Raw genomic sequence first — 16,886 nt, forward strand, 5'->3', positions numbered from 1 at the left:
ACGTGTGCGTGGGAAAAATCTACCTCTTAGCGTAGAGCCAGCATTTAACGAAGTGACCTGGCTCAACCTCAACCATGGGCGGCTCCTTCCTCATGCAGTACTCCTTGAGCTCGGGCTTTTCATCGAGTGCTACGCATCTTGGGTGGAACCTGCAACCTGATGGTACATTGATGGGTGAGGGAACTTCACCCTTGATGGGCACCTCTCTGATGGTTAGCCTTCTGGATGGTTCAGGCTCCGGTATTGCTTCGACGAGCGCCCTGGTGTATGGGTGCAGAGGGTTCTCTATCACTCTCCTTGCGTCACCGAGCTCAACTATTTGGCCCAGGTACATTACTGCAAGCCTGTTTGAAATATACCTGGCTACGGCTAGGTCGTGTGTTATGAAGAGGTATGTTAACCCTAGCTTGTTCTTCAACTCCATCATCAACTGAAGTATCTCGGCTCTTATCGAGACATCTAGCATTGAAACCGGCTCATCGGCTACCACGAACTTCGGGTTGAGGATCAACGCCCTCGCTATCACTACGCGTTGCCTCTGACCGCCAGACAGCATGTGCGGATATCTATCCATGTATTCATCGGGTGGAGTTAGCTTGACTGACTCCAGCGCCTTAGCCACTATGTCATATCTGTCTTCACGGCTGACTCCAACCCCATGTATTGCTAGAGGCTCCTCAAGGATCTCATATATTGTTCTACGTGGATTAAGGCTCCCGAAGGGATCCTGCCATATCATCTGGACGTCCTTCCTGAGCGGACGCAGGTGACGCTCATCTATTGAGGTGACATTTATGTGCCCGTACTCACTGATCCTCTCAACATCGCCGAGCTCCTCAACTACCTCCTTAGACGGCAAATACCCTATCTGGCCCTCGGTCGGCTTGTTCAGTCTCAGAATGGTTTTACCCGTCGTGGTCTTACCGCATCCCGACTCTCCCGCTAATGCGAAGACCTCTCCTTTCATCACGTCGAAGGATACACCGTCAACAGCCTTCACGTAGAGTTGCGGTTTTCCACGTAATGCATCTATGAGGCTTCTTCTCACGGGGAAGTATACCTTCAGGTTCTTAGCGAATAGTATTGTGTCACCAGATATCTTCGGTTCGTATATTCCTTCACCACTCACATCCATCACCTCTTAGCATAGAGCCAGCATTTAACGAAGTGACCTGGCTCAACCTCAACCATGGGTGGTTTCTCATTGCACTTGTTGAACGCCCTAGGGCATCTAGGTGCGAATCTGCAGCCTGGTGGCGGGTTAGCTAGGTCAGGGGGGAAGCCGGGGATCCATGTGAGATCCCTTAGCTCACCATGCAACCTTGGTATGCTGCCGAGTAGACCCACCGTGTAGGGGTGCATCGGGTTATTGTAGACGGCTTCACTTGGCCCATACTCTATTATCTCGCCGCCATACATTATAGCTATCTTATCCGCTATCTCAGCAATGAGGCTTAAGTCGTGTGAGATCAATATTATTGATATGCCGAGCTCCTTCTTAAGCCTCTTCAACAAGTTCATTATCTGGGCCTGAACCACTACGTCGAGGGCCGTTGTCGGCTCATCGGCTATGACCACCGGGGGGTTCAGTGCCAAGGCCATTGCTATGACGACACGTTGCTTCATGCCGCCGCTGAGCTCGTGCGGGTAGCTCTTCAACCTTCTCACATCTATGCCGACCATTTGCAGCATCTTGCCGGCTGTTTCAAGCGCCTCCTTCTTTGAGTAACCTTGATGAAGCATTAGAACCTCCGCTATTTGGTCGCCTATCGTGTAGACAGGGTTAAGCGCATTCATTGCTCCCTGGAACACCATGGAGATACCCTTCCACCTAACCTCCCGTCTGAACTCCTCTTCACTCATCTCCAGGACATTCTTGCCCTTGAAAATTATCTGTCCCCCCGCTATCTTGCCTGGCGGAGGCACTAAGCGGATTAAAGAATACGCTAGAGTGCTCTTGCCGCATCCAGATTCGCCGGCTATGCCGAGGCTCTCCCCCTTGTTGAGGGTGAAGGAGACGCCGTCAACTGCTTTGACAACACCTTTCGCAGTGTAGAAGTAGGTCTTTAAATCCCTCACATCCAATATTGGCTCACTCAATAATTAAACACCCGCCTCCATTAATCTAGGATAAGTGATGCATGGATTAGGTTTAAATATTTTAGAGCCCTGGCACAGGTGCCTGCAATGCTAGAGCCCATTGGAAGCTACCCTGATGGAAGGGTGATATATAGGGTCCCAGAGAAACTACCTGCATTCGGATACATAGCGTTCGGCGTAATCGACAGGGGAACCAATGTCGTTCAAGCCAGGCCGACAACGCTTTGCCCCCAGAGATGCATCTTCTGCAGCGTTGACGCTGGGATAAGCTCCTCTAACAGGTGGGCCGAATACCTGGTGGAGCCCGGCCTCATTGTCAAAGGAGTTGAAGAAACGGTGAATGTGAAGAGCGGGGGAGTGGAGGTTCTACTTGACTCCATGGGCGATGTCCTGACATACCCGTGGCTTGTTGAGCTAGTCAGGGAGCTGAAGTCTATTCCAGGGGTTTACAGCGTAGCCCTCGAAACACATGGATTACTCCTCTCCACCAACCTCATAGATAGGCTTAACGATGCCGGCCTCGACCGTGTGAATCTAAGCATAGATGTGACCAGCAATGAAAAAGCCTATTACATCTATGGCACGAGATACTATGATGTTAGCCGAGTAATGAGGCTCGCTGAATACATTGTTAGGGAAACGGATATAGATTTACATGTCACACCCCTATGGCTACCCGGGCTGAACGATGAAGACGTTGTAACCATAGTTGAATGGGCTATAAGGATAGGGGCTGGAAAACGGTGGCCACCAGTGACGGTTCAGAAATACATCAGACACAAGAGAGGGAGGAAGCCAGAGGGTCTCAGGGAGGTTTCATGGAGCGAGTTCTGGGAGTGGATTAGTAGAGTTGAAGAGCAAACAGGGCTGAGGCTCCACTGGACGATGGATGAGTGGGGAATGAAGTACACAAGGCGAGTTACACCACCAGTGAAGAAGGGTAGAAGAGTAGTTGCAGAGGTTTTGGGCAGGGGGCTGTTTAAAGGCGAGTATCTCGGCATGTTAAGGGATGAGAGAGGCTACCTTGTAACTCTACTACCCAGGGGGAGGAGGATTAAACCTGCTGAAAGAGTTATGGCAGAGATAATAAGCGATCAAGACGGATTACTCATAGGACGCGTCCTAGAGAACCTGGGCTAGATTACTCCGCAGTATGCCGACATCATGGGATTAGTGCTAACGCCCTGTAGGACACATGGCAAGAACCGCCATGTACCCGGGTCTACAGTTGAAAGCCTTGTCTTTCGGGGCGGGGTTGAAGGGTTTAAATACTGTGGGGACGCGATACGAAGGGAAAGGAGGTTTCCGTGAACCGTGAGGTATCCCCAACCCCGAGCGTTGCCTCCAGGGCTAGCCCCTTGACCACCACGACCGCCCCATAGATGACGGATGTAAACCCGAACAAATGCGGGGGACCAGTGAACGCCCCAAGCAGGGAACCTCCACCCTTCCATGGCGGAGAGGAGGGTCAGAATGGTGAATGAATGTCTTAGCCGTCGCGAAAAAGATTATGTGCACAGGGCGTGTTACAGTGTTCTCAGACGTGGCTCAACTATCTTCTCCACTGCCAATCCGAGTAGAACGAATGTCAACGATGTTATGGATAGCAGTATTCCAGGCGGTAGAATCCACCACCATGCCGCGTAGCCAGCTATCCCGGCGGCCCTGGCCTCCGATAGGACTGCGCCCCATGTTGGCCAACCATGCCTCAGACCTAGGACGCTTAACCCTGCCTCGGTTAGTATCGCGCTTGGGACATTGTACACCAGGGTTGCAACAGCATACATCATGACCTGTGGGAAGATATGGTAGAATATTATTCGCGAGTTTGAGGCGCCCATGGCCCTAGCTGCTTCAATGTAGGGTTCCTCCTTTATGCTGAGGGTCATTGAGCGCACCACTATGGCAAGGCCCGCCCAACTGAAGATTATTAGTATCGCCAGGTACAACAGTATTATGTAGAGGGATTTCTGTGAGCCCGGTGGAAGCGTTTTCTGGGCAGCGGTACCCACAATGATCATCAATGGGAGGAATGGAATGTTGTTCAATATGTCTATGACCCTCTGTATCACCTCGTCTATCCATCCACCATAGTAGCCGCTCACTATACCAGCGATAACACCTATGAATGTCGACGATACCGACGCGATCAACCCTATCAGCAAAGCTATCGGGAATCCATAGTAGAGTAGGATGGCTAGATCAGCCCCGTTGTTTATTGTTCCGAGAAGGCCCTTAGCCGTGCCCTTCACTGTGAACTTGACATATCCAACAAGCGATGCAGGGTTTGCTGGAGGCGTATTCACACCTGTGTATGTCACATTTACTTCAAACCTGTATACTCCAGTCATCACCTCGTACTGCGGGTTCACATTGATGAAGGAGGCTGTGACCCTGAGTGTATCCATGTACTTGTTCACGGTGCTCATTGCATCCTGTATGCCTGTGGAGACGGCTGAGGGATAGTTCTCCAGCATGGATAGCTTGTATGCCGTGCTAAGAGTTTTAGAAACCGCGTCAAGAGTGGAGTATAAGTCGCTGAAGGATATCTTATCGATGTTACTTATCGCATAGGTTATATTGGACTCGGCTTGACCGATGATGGCTCGCAGACCCGCTGGATCCTCAGTGATATAAGCACTGATATTCACCAGCTTGGAACGTATCTCCTCGAGCTTCGGCTTCTGCTCATCTCTCCGCACCTCTATCCAGTTCCCTATGTTAACCGGCCTCTGGAAGACCGATAACACGAGTGAGGGCTGCGATATCTTGTCTACTGCTCTGTTCAATAATAGTGAATTAGATATCGATATTATAAGCGGGTTGTCACCAACGATGTCGCGTGGCAGGGTTACATTGTATTTCTCAAGTATGGCTGTGACAAGACTGTTTATTGGTTGACCTGTTATCTTATTGGGGTCCGTCTTGTACACTATTGAGGTAGTGTTCTCACTGACGCTTGGATGCTCAGCCCACAAGGTCACCTTTATCCCATCCGGTCTCTCAACGCTTATCTCTATTGTTGGGGCACTGCCCCCGTACACCTTGGCGTCGCCCACCACTAGGTAGTAGTCCTGCGGGAATATTGGGTCGTCGAGCCTGTACTCGAAGCTATATGTCAGTGTCAGGGTTCCTTTAGCCGGGTCCCATTGTGGCGTTGCATCAGGCTTAGTCCTGGCATCGACTATGCTTGGAGCTATCTTCCCACCAAAGTATTTGACCCATTCTGGTGGAACAATTACAGGATTGTCCTCCCAGTATGTTGCGCTCTGCCACGATTCCAGGAAGCCCGGTGGCATCGTCAATGCCGCTGAGACAGACACCACCACTAAGAACAAGAGGAGTATCAGTGCTGCCTTACCTGTCGTCATACCCCATATTTCCTTCAAAGTGCTCTTCAACGGGTTAACTACCTTGATGAAGAGCTTATCCTTAAATGTTAGCTCCCTCATGGCCACCATTAATCCCACCCCCTATCTTGCCCTCACGCGGGGGTCTACTAGTACGTAGAGTATTTCAAGTATGAACCTAGCTATTAAGTACACGCCGACATACACCACGAATAATGCTACAATCGTCTCGGTGTCACCTGTCACGATTGCCGCGTAGTAAAGGGTTCCCATACCAGGCCAGTCGAATACTGACTCAGTGATTATCATACCGCCCAGCGTCCCAGCCAGTGCAAGTATAACGTTAGTCAATATGGGTGCAAGGGAAGGCCTCATAATGTACTTCCTAGTAATATCCTTTTCCGGTAGACCCTTCGCCTTCGCAACCATTACATAGTCTTCTCTGACTATCCTGAGGACCATTGCCCTTACACCGTATAACCAGCCTCCAAGCGCTATTATTGTGAACACCACGAGCGGCGGCGTGATATACCAGAGTATACTCACGAAGTTCTGCCCTGGGTTAGCCCAGAACTGGTTCAGCGGTGTTGTAACCCCCCTGAGGCTTGTTGGGAACCATCCAAGCTGGTAGCCGAATACCCTTATGAATAGCATTGCAAGCCACCATAAGGGCACTGCACTGGTGACAGCTGCATAAGCCACTACAAGCCTGTCAACTAGTGTTCCATGCCTGTAGGCTATCCTTGGAGCTAGTGCAAGAGCTATGGCTATGACTATGAGCTCGCCTGTTGTAACAACTATTATTGTTCTCGGGAGAACGGTTGCTATTATATATGTAATGCTCGCAGGCGGCATGGTTGGCACAACCATGGCAACCATGTCTTCCTTGGTTTTGCCAAAGTTCAATGTCAGCGCGTTGTAGACAAGCCGCCACATCCTTACATAGGGTGGTATGGGGTTACCGTTTTCATCTATCAGCCCGAACTGCTTCTTGTACTCTATGGTTCTGTTGAGCCTATACTCCTGTAGGTATGCTGGATCCACCTGGCCCTGATGAGACTTCATCAATGCATCTACATCCGCTCTCACGAGCTCGTTAACCATGGCCTCGTATATCTGGGACGCGTATCCTGAGAGCTCAAGGATCGCTGCTATTATAATTATTATTGCAACATATGAAACAAGCAAAATCACTCCGCGCCTAGCTATGTAGTAGCCGGCACCAGGCATTCAACCACCCTAGCCGATATTCGTAATCAAGGGGTAAGCTTATAAATATACAGCTACAGTTGAAAGCCTTGTCTTTCGGGGCGGGGTTGAAGGGTTTAAATACTGTGGGGACGCGATACGAAGGGAAAGGAGGTTTCCGTGAACCGTGAGGTATCCCCAACCCCGAGCGTTGCCTCCAGGGCTAGCCCCTTGACCACCACGACCGCCCCATAGATGACGGGTGCAAAGCATACAAGGTATTGATTCAATGAGGGCTCTCGAAAGGATAGAGTCCTCCAGGGATGTGCAGGTATATCCTAGGTCTCCCCGTGTTTTCATGCACGGGGGTGCCCGCTAGGACGGGTTGGGTCAGGTATAAGGGGGTTTAAAAAAAGTCGTGTCTCGTGGATGGTTGTCTAAGCCTTAGGCTTCCTGAGTAATGCAACTATTGAGAGTATTATAGCGATTATTGTCAGCGCTATGTTCGCAAATATGTAGGTCTGCAGTGAGTTCAAGGTGTTCTGTGTAGCGTCGACTTTTTCACTCAGTGCAGCCATATCGGTTCTGATCTGCTGTATCTGGCTTGAAACCTGAGAGTTTATCGTGGACGCGGTTGTCTGCGAGAGCCTGTTCATGTTGTCCATGGCTGTGCCTATCAATGAGACGTACTGGTCAACGAGTACACCGGCTACTCCAGACAACGCTGAGGCAAGCTGGTCTCTCAGGGTGTCGAGGTCTACTGCCTTCTGCTCCTTCAGCTCCGACACAATGGTGTTTATCTGGGCTATGGCGGATGACCTCACGTTTGCCAGTACATCGCTCACATTCTGGATTGAGAGAGCCTCGGCGAGCGATGCTGTGTCAACTATCTGCTTGGAGATGCCGGGTATAGCCACCTCCTCAGATAACCCTATGAGTACTATAGTGTACTTGCTCCCGTATGCTAGGCCCTTAGTGAACTCTGGAGTTAACACTACCTTGAATGTGTCCTCACTTACCTTCTCGCCGGTTCCTGTAGCTATTATTATGCCCCGTGGATCCTTCACCATGTACTTCAATGAGAACGGTGGGATACCGGATAGCTTAACCGTGATATTGGCTGGCTGTCCAGGCAGTATCTTATTCGCTATTGGAGACTCTAGCGATACCGACAGGATTGATGTTGCAACCGGCTGCCCGAAGTACCAGTCACCCTTCTTGAATGGATATGTTGGATCCCTGAAGGCCTTCAGCTCCAACACCTGGTTCTGGGTGTCGAGCTTCGTCAGCATGAATGGACCATAGCTTATCCATGCAAGGTTATACGTGTTGATCCAGTTGATGTCAGCATCGATCCTGGCATTCCACTCATCCATCTTCAATAGGCCCATGGCGTACTTGTTGACCTTGGAGAGGACGTTATTGTTGTTCTTGTATGACTGCAGGGTCTCCTTGACCTTTGCAACATGGCTTGGCCATACGAGGCTGAACCATTCATAGCCCTTCTTCTGGTAGAGCACATACTTGGTTTCACTCCTCCTGTCGAGAGCCAGCTCAAATGTCGCTGCATGTATCTCAATCGGGTTGACGGGGCTGAATGACGCCCAGGATGCTATGTAGTTCTCGTCGAAGTGCCAGTAGTCGATGTACACTGTGACCTTCTTGTTGTTGAAGTCGAACTCGAAGCCTTTCACCGTGTCAGCCCAGGGCTTGCTTGAGGACGAGAGTCTTGGCTCTAGGCTACTGTAGTTGGGGTCGTATATCAGGTCAAATAGGTAAGCCAGGTAGCCGACGACATCAGCCCATGTTATAGTTATGCCGTTATGGAACTTCGCACCTACAATCTTGCTGAAGTCGAAGACAACCTTGCTTGTAGCCTGGGTACCGTTCGGTACAGGTACCCACTGCTTCTTGCTGACATCCCATATTACCGCACTAGATGAGACATTGAGCTTCCCAGTGGGACCCGCTGTAACCACCACGTAGGGTGCTCTGAAAGCCATTGGTTCACCGTTGAATGGATGGTTCCACATTGATGGATCATAAGTGGCCCTCTGGAAGTCAACGCTATATACATCGCTGAAGCCTCCCCAAGTGTTCCATGCACTCGAGGACGTCCACACCCAGAGGTGGGCGAGCTTCAACTCGTTGCGGCCTTCCACATACATTTCACGCAGGTTCCATATGCCTCTCAAACCAGCACCGAGGTCTAGTGTGACGCCTTTCACCTCGCTTCTAACGGGCCATGTGTCCAGCCTTGTGACAACCCATATTCTGACAGCGTCCTTTATACAGAGCTCAGTCGCCCTCCTGTATAGCTCATCCCTCTCAGCCTTGCTTGCGTAGTTGCCCTGGTAGATCTTCTGTGTTAAGGTGTCGATCATGTCGTTCTTGTAGTTCCACCAGGTGGGTTCACCCCAACCAGGCATGTACCCGTACCATGGGGCACAGAACTGTGCGATCGTGCCTGAGTCGTAACGGTCGATACCGCCCTTACCCCATCCCGCAGTGTAGATATGCCACTCGAAGGCAGCTGGATCTGTGCCGTATATTATGTTTATGGCCTGAGAGAACGTCATCTCCATCTCATTGACCTCGAAGCCAAGCTTCTTGAGCTCCGATGAGAACATATAGCCTATGTCTCTTCTCTCATCTTCCTGCCTTATTATGAACTTCAGCGTTATGGGCTGACCCTCGTAAGTCCATTTACCACCGATCTTTACTGCCCCCACCTTGGATAACACATCGGTGATCACTTGGTCAACGTATCCAGGGTTGTATGTAAACTCGTACTTCGCAATGATGTCTGCTATCACAGCGTAGTCAGGGTCATACTGGCTTAGGAATGTGTACATTGGGACAGCGAAGCCCCTCATTATCGTGCTAGCGGCAGCCACTCTGTCTATTAGGTAGTTCAAGGCGAACCTTATCTCCCTGAATGCTAACGGGTTTACTCCTTTACCTGGGTAGGCTCCAAGCTCTACTACCGTCTTCCCCTCCGAAGTAGTGTATATGTTGGTTATGGCTACAGCGGGGACTCCGAGCTTGGATGCTGCCTCAGTTATTGAGACAGAGCCGTTGAGTACAGCTACATATACTGGGGCAGGGTTAAGGGTTAGCTCTATCAGGCCGGCCGGCGCCGAGTACAGGGTTATGCCCTGCTTACCCTGCAACTGTGCTGCCTGAGCAGGCTTCAAGCTGAACATGTATGCGTCTATGGCACCACTGGTTAACGCGTCTGGAACCTCCTCTATGGTTTTCCTGACAACTGTTATCTTGTCGACCGCTGGCCCAGGCTGGGTGGTTTGTGCCACTGTTGTCTGGATCGGTACAACTAGTAGTGAGACTAATACTATGGTTAATACCAGTAAGGGGATATACCTATTCAATACCCTCACCCACACGATATATTAAGGATTACCCTGGTAGGTATATAAATCTTAGCCCGCTATAAGTAAGTGGGCTGGAGAGGGGTCGACTAGTTGTCGCCAAGGCTATTGATGATTCTTGGACTAGCCACACTGGTGGCATCAATCCCGCTTTCCCTAGTGTCAATGACAACACACTACATCGAGTACTCGGCTGAACGCGTCTTCGATGTGCCTGCTGAACCAGTTGAGCTTACATCGATCCTAGGGGTTACTGGAGCCGAGGATCTGGTGAATCTAACCCTCTCACTGAGGAACATGGATAACCATTCATCCACGCTCATGGTATTCGACAGGATCGTCGAGTACTCGGTGACAGTTAAGCCGGGCGAAGCCGTGAATCTCACGCTGAACCATCCCTTCTACAGCATAATGTCCATGGAGAATACGACACTTACATCTATAACGCTCACAGGCCTCAGAGCGGTGAAACCCTTCATGGCGCTTTCAATACTATCCCTCGTAACATTCATAGTTGGCACAGTCCTCATGGCTACCTACATATACCTGAGGACACTGGAAAAAGTGACCTCCCCATCTTGAAGAACACGGTTCACGGATTCATGGTTAACAGCATTCATCTCCACCGCCTCACTCCAGTACTTCGTAGGTAATAGTATTAGTCCACCACAAGCCTCATTGCATTACAGCCCCCTAGTCTTGGAAAACCATGTATTGCTACCCGGGTTCGCTCCTAAGGGCCCTCTCACCTGGGTGGCTTAGATCCTGGTACACTTTATACAGGAGTAAGGCTAAGACGCCGCCTTCCACTACGGCGAAAACTATGTTCCCCGATAGTAATGCGTAGATCAATAAAAGTGCTGTTCCAATTCCATTGAATACATGGAGCCAGAGCCAGTTACGCATTATGAATGATGCGAACACGAACACCATGCCCAGGTATCCTAATACGTCGCTCATTCTCCCACCCATAGAGATATCGTTGAATTCATCCTGTGGCTTTTAAAAGCTTTCCATGGAATTGTGGGAAACATATTTATCAGACCATACGTTCCGCTGAGCCAACGCTATTAGGGATGCCTATCCCTACATCATGTGATACTATCCATACTACTATCATAAACTCCATATATCACCGTATGAAGAACCCTTAGAAAGTATTAACCATTGGTTTCTAACCGATAGTTCCATTACTTGTCCAAAATACAAACAAACCTATCCAAGGCGGAAACCCAACCAGGCTAAACAAGTGAACCCAATATATACCTGTATAATCTCCCCCACGCAGTGCTTGAAGCATACCGCCGAAGGCCTAGTCTTCAAGGCTACACCAACGATTCATCAGCACTTTCAGCCCTGGATATGTATGCAGGAATCCCCCGACTGTCGCAAACACCTATGAAATAGCGTGACGAATCCGACCTCCTCTCCGTCCCGAGAATGAGGCTTTCAAATGTAGAAACGAATGGATGTTGAGGAATAATCCTTTGAGGTAAGAACCAGGGGCATTCCCAGGGTGCTTGGATTATGCAGGGGGAAGCAGTAGCCACGCCATTGCCAGTAGTGTTGCTGCTAGAGCTGGTGCTGCACCATACTTCAGCAGCTGGATTAATGCCTGCTCCAGCCGATACCTGCCAAAGATGTTCTTGATCGCCACGGAGACAATTAGCAGGGCCACGTACTTGAATGCAACCATTACCACACCGCCCAGGGAGAAATGAGGGAATGGGGCTGGCCCCCCAAGGACTATATACACGACGGCTAGAAGAGACACCGTTAGATCCATATCGTGTAGCAATGATACAAGTGCAAGCAAGGGTCCAGAGAACTCGGTCTCAAAGCCAGCTATCAGTTCCTGCTCGGCCTCAGGGATATTGAAGGGTGGATACATGGCCTTAGACTGAAGCGCTACGATGAGTGCTAGCAGTGAAAGCAGCAGTATCACGGCTGTCACCGGGTGGCTCCAGAGCTCCATGACCCTGGTTGAGGCACTACCTATGGATAGGAGCATCGGGGAGCCCGCTGTTGCAATGAAGCAGGGAACAAATAGTCCCGTGAAGTACACTGGTTCACTAATAGTTAGGATGCTGAGCAACCTTGACACACCTAGACTAGTATACGGGCCGGGTGTGGAGAGCGATGCCAGGACAAGTGCTAGCACCGGCATTACGCTGGCCATGTAGAAGAAGACGAGATAGTCCAGTGGGCTCCGAACATTGAACAAGCCTATTGGCAACAGTATAATCGCACCCGTGATGCATGCTATGCCTATTAGAAGCGATATCTCTGCAACCCTCTGCATACTATACTTGGATTTAACCAGCTCCTTAACCCTTAGAAGCTTCCAGAAATCCATGAACGGTTGCAGCACTCCATAGGGACCCACATAACTCGGCCCCATCCTCCTCTGGAACCTGGCACTTATCTTTCTAACCAGGTACTGTGTGAACAGTGAAAGAATCACTGTGAAGAGTAGCCCGGGAAACACGAGCACGGAGAACACGAATATGAGGAACATGTATGTATCCATGCTACCACCCCATGAGCATCAACACTAGGACAAGTATCGTGAGCAACACGAGGAAGCCTAGCCACGATGAAATAAACATGAACCACCCGTGAAGACTGCCTGTGTGAATCCTCTCGGTCAGCAACCTGTAGAGGCTTCTCGCAAACCTCCTCATGAACCCATAGTAGAGGCTGCCCACCCCAGGCGATATCTCGCCCACCACATCCTCACCCTCGCCTGAGAGATATGGCCCAGTCACCCTGATGGACTTCGACTTCAACAGGTAGTATAGTGCTGCCGACGCGAGCAATGAGAGTCCAGCACCAGCTAGAACCATGGAGGCAGCGAGAGTTGGATCCACTACTGCATCCACCATCATGGATATCCACCCCCGAGGATCCTTGCTATCTCCCGTGAAACAACCAAGTAGTACCTGTTAACGCCGTCCACGGTGGTAATGGATGCCGAGGCGTTCATGAAGACCCCCTCGATCAACGGGAATAATGCTCCAAGAACGAGAAGCACCATGGCTATGGTGAATAGCATCCATTCAACGCTTCTCGCATTCACCCTCCTATGTTCTCTTCCAACACTGAAGACCACTGAGTAAATAGCCTTGAAGTAGCCTGGCAGGGAGAGAGCTGATATCACTATTATCATTATGCCTCCAAGTATGAAGCCTGAGTACGCGTATCCATAGTATATGAGTAGCTTCGAGTAGAAGCCTAGGAAGGGTAGCAGACCCGCGAGACTTAGGAATCCTGCAACCCATGCAAAGCTAGCTAGGGGATACAGCCTCCCCACTCCTCTCATCTCATCCATGTCCCTGGAGCCAGCTGCATCTATGAAGACTCCGCTCGCCATGAAGAGCATTGACTTAGCTAAACCATGAGAGACTATGTGCGTAACTGCACCAGCCACAGCTATCTTCACCGCCTCTCCCGTGCCCGTGAGGAAGCCGGCTGAGAGACCTATGTATATTATCCCGATATGGCTAATGGTGCTGTACGCCAGCAACCTCTTCACGTCTCTCTGACTCATCATCAATAATGCTCCTACTACCCCGCTAACGGAGCCCAGGATGAATAAAGCCACCAACACTGCCTCCCTGTAGCCGGCTAGGTAACTACTGGGGCCGAACAACGTGTACATGAACCTCATCACGGCGTAAACCCCTACGTTTACAACCATCCCAGAGAGGGCTGCGGAGACAGGGGTTGGGGCCTCTGGGTGTGCGTCGGGCAACCAGAAGTGGTTGGGGAATAGTGCTGACTTATATGTGAATACCCATAGCGAGAACGCCACCACTATTAAGCCAGCGTATTTCACACCCTCTCCTGCAAACCTGTAGTACTGCGAGATAGCTGAAAGCAGCCCCATGTTTAGTGAGCCATGTGTCACGTAGAGTATTACAAGGGCGCCGAAGTACATGTTCGTGGCGACCGCACCTATCAGAGCGTACTTGGCCGCTGCTTCAACGGCCTCCGCCCTCCCCTTGTGATACGACACCAACCCGTATGCGGAGATACTTAGAACCTCGAGCATGACGAAGAGGTTGAAAGCGTCGCCTGTGTAAAGGCATCCCAGCATTCCTATCTCAAGGCCGAGGAGGAGTACATAATACCATACTGGCTCATCCAAGTGGCGACCATACCATACAGAGTACAATGTAACAGCCAGCATAGTCAACGCTGTGTACGCCCCGATCAACGCGTTTAACCCGTCCACCTCGTACACTATACCGTAATGGGGAGGCCAACCGCCAAAGGGGTAGAGGAGTGGTTCGCCCTCCCAATAGACAGCTATAAGTATTATCACCGATGAGAATGCGGCCAGCATGGATCCAGTTAAAGCCAGCAGGTAGGTGGCTCTCCTACTACCAGTGAGCTTCTCGATCAACGGTATCACGAATACTATGAGTGCTAACAGGGGTATGGTTAAACCGGTCAGGTTGTAGGCAAGCTCATGTATCATCGACTACCACCTCTTACTCGAATATTTTACGAGAGTACTCCTCGAACACAAGGGATATCTCCTTCTTCGCCTCAGCGGGCTCAATGGTTTTAGCATCGATCCAGTGCACGTAGAAAGCCTTCTCATCCTCCCTGACTTCAACCACGACTGTACCCGGCGTGTTAGTTATGGAGTTAGCTATCGATGCCACTGTGTAGTCTGATACAGCCTCATACGGTACCTTGACTATCGCCGGGTTTACAGGGGTCTTCGGGTGCAGTATCCTCTTTATTACATCTATGTGAGCCTTCGTCTCATCAATGGTGAAATACCTTACAGCATACCTCAATAGCCAGAACCACCTAGCCGGGTTCAGGACCTTCCACGGCTCAGAGACCGTTATGTTGGCGAAGAGTACCCCGGTCACTAATGCCACCACTACACCTGTCACCAGGTCGTAGGGCTGTATGCTTCCCGAGAACACTATGTATGTTATGAAAGACAGTGCCGAGACCACTGCTATTCTTGCAGCTTTCACGGGCGTCACCCCCTGAGCCTCCTTATCTCCCTCATGTCGAGCGTATGGTAGTGCTTGTATAGCTGGTAGCCGAGGAAGACTAGGAAGAGTGTTACAGCCAACCCTATCACCACGGCTGTTAAGACGAGTGCTTGAGGCAATGGATCCACGGCTCTCGCCACGAACTCTTTCAACGCGCTTGGAGTAGGCTCTGTCACCAGTACTGGTGGACGAGGGTTTACTCCGTCAACCCATTTCCTGTAGCCGAGGTATATTGCGAAGGCGTTTATTGTGTCTGAGAAAATGGTTAACGCTATCACCTTCTTAATGTAGTGTGACTTGAAGAATAGCCCGTACAGGGATATCGCGAAGTTGAATATCAGGGAGAAAAGCGTGAGTGCGAACAAGTAGTTCACTATATACTCACTCACCTGAACCACCCTCCACAGAGTCCTCCGGCATGGCTAGAAGCATGAATGCTATTGTGAACCCAGCGGTTACAGCAATGAATTCGAAGAGGTTGAAGAACCATAGAGTGCCACTTATAAGTGCTCCATTAACCTCCCATGGGAAGCTCACGGGTGAAAACGGCTTAGCCATATTCTGGAAGACATACGCGTTAACGCCGTATAATAGCCCGACGAAGAAGAGGAGCACAGCTGTTAATCCTATTCCTGTGAGCCCAATACTCCTTAACACCAGCATGTTCTCCTTGCTGAGCCCGCGTTCCACGAGAAACGCCACTGAGAAGACTATTATGGCTACCATTGGAGCCACAGCAGCCGTTGCACCGCCCTGGAAGCCTCCGCCCGGCGTCAAATGCCCGTGGAGGCCTATTGAGGCCCCGACCGTTATTATCATTGGCAGGGTTAGCTTGGAGACCGTTTTAACGATCACCGAGAGCCCACGGTCCCCGCCGGATGGCAGCCTGTACCTGATGCCCCTCGCTAAGGCTATCCCGGCTACAAGTGCCAGGTAGAAGACCGATGTCTCGAACAAAGTGTCGAGCCCACGGTAGTCCCATACTATAGCTGTCACAGCCTCAGGTGAGTTAACAGTGTAGCTGGGCAACTGAGGGTTATACGTTGTCCAGAGATAGAAGTAGGGGAGGCATATCCCTTCCAACGGGCACTTGAACCATTCACCAGGCGTGAACCACTGCCATGCAATGCCGGCTAGGAGGCTGAGCCCGAAGAGTATGGTCAGAATTATCGCCAGTTGTATAAGGTTCCCCATGGCTACTCCCTCTCCCTCCTCTCCGTCTTACTAATTAGCAACAGGAGCACTCCCGGAATCAACCCGACTGAGACGGGCAAGTAGACGAGCACTATGTCGGGTGCCATTAAGAGGTAGAAAAGTATAGTGTAGAAGCCGCTCTGAATAGCACTGTAAATCACCGATTTAACAAGGTCTTTCTCAACTATGGCAAAGTAGACGGCTATCGTTGATGCAACGCTTGAGGCCGCCATCAGGATGTATATTGCCAGCTCAGCTGTAATCAACTACATCACCCCTTAACACACATGTCCTCGTTGAGCGCGTCATGAATGCATGGCTCAACCCTTGAAATCCCTGACCTGTGTACGGCACGAGCCAATGCATGGGAGCCAGCCGGGGCGAGTATCAGTACTATGAAAGCAGTCACGAAGCCGGCGCCAGCCATGAACCACCGGTAGACCCCGAGCTCAGGCATAGTGATCGCCAGCAGTGATGCTCCAACTATAGGGTATACTCCTCCCCATATGGTTGAAACGGTTGCAGCATGGAGCCTTAAGTAGAAGTTCCTGAACCTGTGCATACCGATCGCACCTATAAGGGATGCAACAGCACCTAGAGAGAGTAGTGCTACACCAATATATTCCAGTAGGAGCCCGATCACC

General features: G+C 50.6%; 16 protein-coding genes. 2 read left to right on the forward strand and 14 right to left on the reverse strand.

What is annotated here, in order from left to right; genetic code table 11:
- Positions 1 to 19 precede the first annotated feature (19 nt).
- Positions 20 to 1,135 (reverse strand): ABC transporter ATP-binding protein, encoded by a 1,116-nt coding sequence (locus tag DESMU_RS04040; protein WP_048813445.1) that lies wholly within the window; start codon positions 1,133 to 1,135, stop codon positions 20 to 22.
- On the reverse strand, positions 1,135 to 2,100 hold the full coding sequence (locus tag DESMU_RS04045) for an ABC transporter ATP-binding protein (RefSeq protein ID WP_013562325.1): 966 nt from the start codon (positions 2,098 to 2,100) through the stop codon (positions 1,135 to 1,137). The genes DESMU_RS04040 and DESMU_RS04045 overlap by 1 nt, the downstream gene beginning before the upstream one ends.
- An 87-nt stretch (positions 2,101 to 2,187) precedes the next feature.
- On the opposite strand from DESMU_RS04045, the gene DESMU_RS04050 reads away from it, so the two are divergent.
- Positions 2,188 to 3,240 (forward strand): radical SAM protein, encoded by a 1,053-nt coding sequence (locus DESMU_RS04050; RefSeq protein ID WP_013562326.1) that lies wholly within the window; start codon positions 2,188 to 2,190, stop codon positions 3,238 to 3,240.
- A gap of 386 nt (positions 3,241 to 3,626) precedes the next feature.
- Here the strand turns inward: DESMU_RS04050 and DESMU_RS04055 are convergent, their stop codons facing one another.
- The 3 genes from DESMU_RS04055 to DESMU_RS04065 form a co-directional block, all read right to left on the reverse strand.
- Positions 3,627 to 5,561 carry an ABC transporter permease gene (locus DESMU_RS04055; RefSeq protein WP_013562327.1) on the reverse strand — a complete coding sequence of 645 codons (1,935 nt, stop codon included), beginning with the start codon at positions 5,559 to 5,561 and terminating at the stop codon, positions 3,627 to 3,629.
- A 12-nt stretch (positions 5,562 to 5,573) separates the two neighbouring features.
- The gene (locus DESMU_RS04060) at positions 5,574 to 6,680 is read right to left on the reverse strand and encodes an ABC transporter permease (RefSeq protein WP_013562328.1); all 1,107 of its coding nucleotides are present in this window, start codon (positions 6,678 to 6,680) and stop codon (positions 5,574 to 5,576) included.
- Positions 6,681 to 7,075: 395 nt separating this feature from the next.
- On the reverse strand, positions 7,076 to 10,027 hold the full coding sequence (locus DESMU_RS04065) for an ABC transporter substrate-binding protein (RefSeq protein ID WP_013562329.1): 2,952 nt from the start codon (positions 10,025 to 10,027) through the stop codon (positions 7,076 to 7,078).
- A 93-nt stretch (positions 10,028 to 10,120) separates the two neighbouring features.
- Between DESMU_RS04065 and DESMU_RS04070 the strand changes: the two genes are divergently transcribed.
- Positions 10,121 to 10,609, forward strand: coding sequence for a hypothetical protein (locus DESMU_RS04070; protein WP_013562330.1), 489 nt, complete (start codon positions 10,121 to 10,123; stop codon positions 10,607 to 10,609).
- A 135-nt stretch (positions 10,610 to 10,744) separates the two neighbouring features.
- Here DESMU_RS04070 and DESMU_RS04075 read toward each other — a convergent pair whose 3' ends face one another.
- The 9 genes from DESMU_RS04075 to mnhG all read right to left on the reverse strand — a co-directional run bounded on the left by DESMU_RS04075 (position 10,745) and on the right by mnhG (position 16,885).
- Positions 10,745 to 10,999 (reverse strand): hypothetical protein, encoded by a 255-nt coding sequence (locus DESMU_RS04075; protein WP_245526392.1) that lies wholly within the window; start codon positions 10,997 to 10,999, stop codon positions 10,745 to 10,747.
- 553 nt (positions 11,000 to 11,552) lie between these two features.
- Positions 11,553 to 12,557 carry a complex I subunit 1 family protein gene (locus DESMU_RS04080; protein ID WP_013562332.1) on the reverse strand — a complete coding sequence of 335 codons (1,005 nt, stop codon included), beginning with the start codon at positions 12,555 to 12,557 and terminating at the stop codon, positions 11,553 to 11,555.
- 1 nt (position 12,558) lies between these two features.
- The gene (locus DESMU_RS04085) at positions 12,559 to 12,915 is read right to left on the reverse strand and encodes a hypothetical protein (protein WP_013562333.1); all 357 of its coding nucleotides are present in this window, start codon (positions 12,913 to 12,915) and stop codon (positions 12,559 to 12,561) included.
- Positions 12,912 to 14,510 (reverse strand): proton-conducting transporter transmembrane domain-containing protein, encoded by a 1,599-nt coding sequence (locus DESMU_RS04090; protein ID WP_013562334.1) that lies wholly within the window; start codon positions 14,508 to 14,510, stop codon positions 12,912 to 12,914. The genes DESMU_RS04085 and DESMU_RS04090 overlap by 4 nt, the downstream gene beginning before the upstream one ends.
- A 13-nt stretch (positions 14,511 to 14,523) precedes the next feature.
- Entirely contained in the window at positions 14,524 to 15,027 is a 504-nt protein-coding gene (locus DESMU_RS04095; protein WP_013562335.1) for a Na+/H+ antiporter subunit E, read from the reverse strand.
- A 5-nt stretch (positions 15,028 to 15,032) separates the two neighbouring features.
- Complete coding sequence (locus tag DESMU_RS04100) at positions 15,033 to 15,437, reverse strand: Na+/H+ antiporter subunit C (RefSeq protein ID WP_013562336.1); 405 nt, start codon at positions 15,435 to 15,437, stop codon at positions 15,033 to 15,035.
- A complete protein-coding gene (locus DESMU_RS04105; protein WP_013562337.1) occupies positions 15,430 to 16,242 on the reverse strand; it encodes a Na(+)/H(+) antiporter subunit B in 813 nt (270 codons plus the stop codon). Before DESMU_RS04105 ends, DESMU_RS04100 begins: the two co-directional genes overlap by 8 nt.
- Positions 16,243 to 16,244: 2 nt before the next feature.
- Positions 16,245 to 16,508, reverse strand: a complete 264-nt coding sequence (locus DESMU_RS04110; RefSeq protein WP_013562338.1) for a Na(+)/H(+) antiporter subunit B — start codon at positions 16,506 to 16,508, stop codon at positions 16,245 to 16,247.
- Positions 16,509 to 16,513: 5 nt separating this feature from the next.
- Positions 16,514 to 16,885, reverse strand: a complete 372-nt coding sequence (mnhG, locus tag DESMU_RS04115; RefSeq protein ID WP_013562339.1) for a monovalent cation/H(+) antiporter subunit G — start codon at positions 16,883 to 16,885, stop codon at positions 16,514 to 16,516.
- Between the last annotated feature and the right edge of the window lies 1 nt (position 16,886).

It is taken from the genome of Desulfurococcus mucosus DSM 2162 (assembly GCF_000186365.1).
Lineage (GTDB): Archaea > Thermoproteota > Thermoprotei_A > Sulfolobales > Desulfurococcaceae > Desulfurococcus > Desulfurococcus mucosus.

What these genes read in the sequence shown, in the direction of transcription:
- DESMU_RS04040 (WP_048813445.1), bottom strand. Translation starts at nt 1,135, where the DNA reads ATGGATGTGAGTGGTGAAGGAATATACGAACCGAAGATATCTGGTGAC.
- DESMU_RS04050 (WP_013562326.1), top strand. Translation starts at nt 2,188, where the DNA reads ATGCTAGAGCCCATTGGAAGCTACCCTGATGGAAGGGTGATATATAGG.
- DESMU_RS04055 (WP_013562327.1), bottom strand. Translation starts at nt 5,561, where the DNA reads ATGGTGGCCATGAGGGAGCTAACATTTAAGGATAAGCTCTTCATCAAG.
- DESMU_RS04060 (WP_013562328.1), bottom strand. Translation starts at nt 6,680, where the DNA reads ATGCCTGGTGCCGGCTACTACATAGCTAGGCGCGGAGTGATTTTGCTT.
- DESMU_RS04075 (WP_245526392.1), bottom strand. Translation starts at nt 10,999, where the DNA reads ATGGGTGGGAGAATGAGCGACGTATTAGGATACCTGGGCATGGTGTTC.
- DESMU_RS04080 (WP_013562332.1), bottom strand. Translation starts at nt 12,557, where the DNA reads ATGGATACATACATGTTCCTCATATTCGTGTTCTCCGTGCTCGTGTTT.
- DESMU_RS04085 (WP_013562333.1), bottom strand. Translation starts at nt 12,915, where the DNA reads ATGATGGTGGATGCAGTAGTGGATCCAACTCTCGCTGCCTCCATGGTT.
- DESMU_RS04090 (WP_013562334.1), bottom strand. Translation starts at nt 14,510, where the DNA reads ATGATACATGAGCTTGCCTACAACCTGACCGGTTTAACCATACCCCTG.
- DESMU_RS04105 (WP_013562337.1), bottom strand. Translation starts at nt 16,242, where the DNA reads ATGGGGAACCTTATACAACTGGCGATAATTCTGACCATACTCTTCGGG.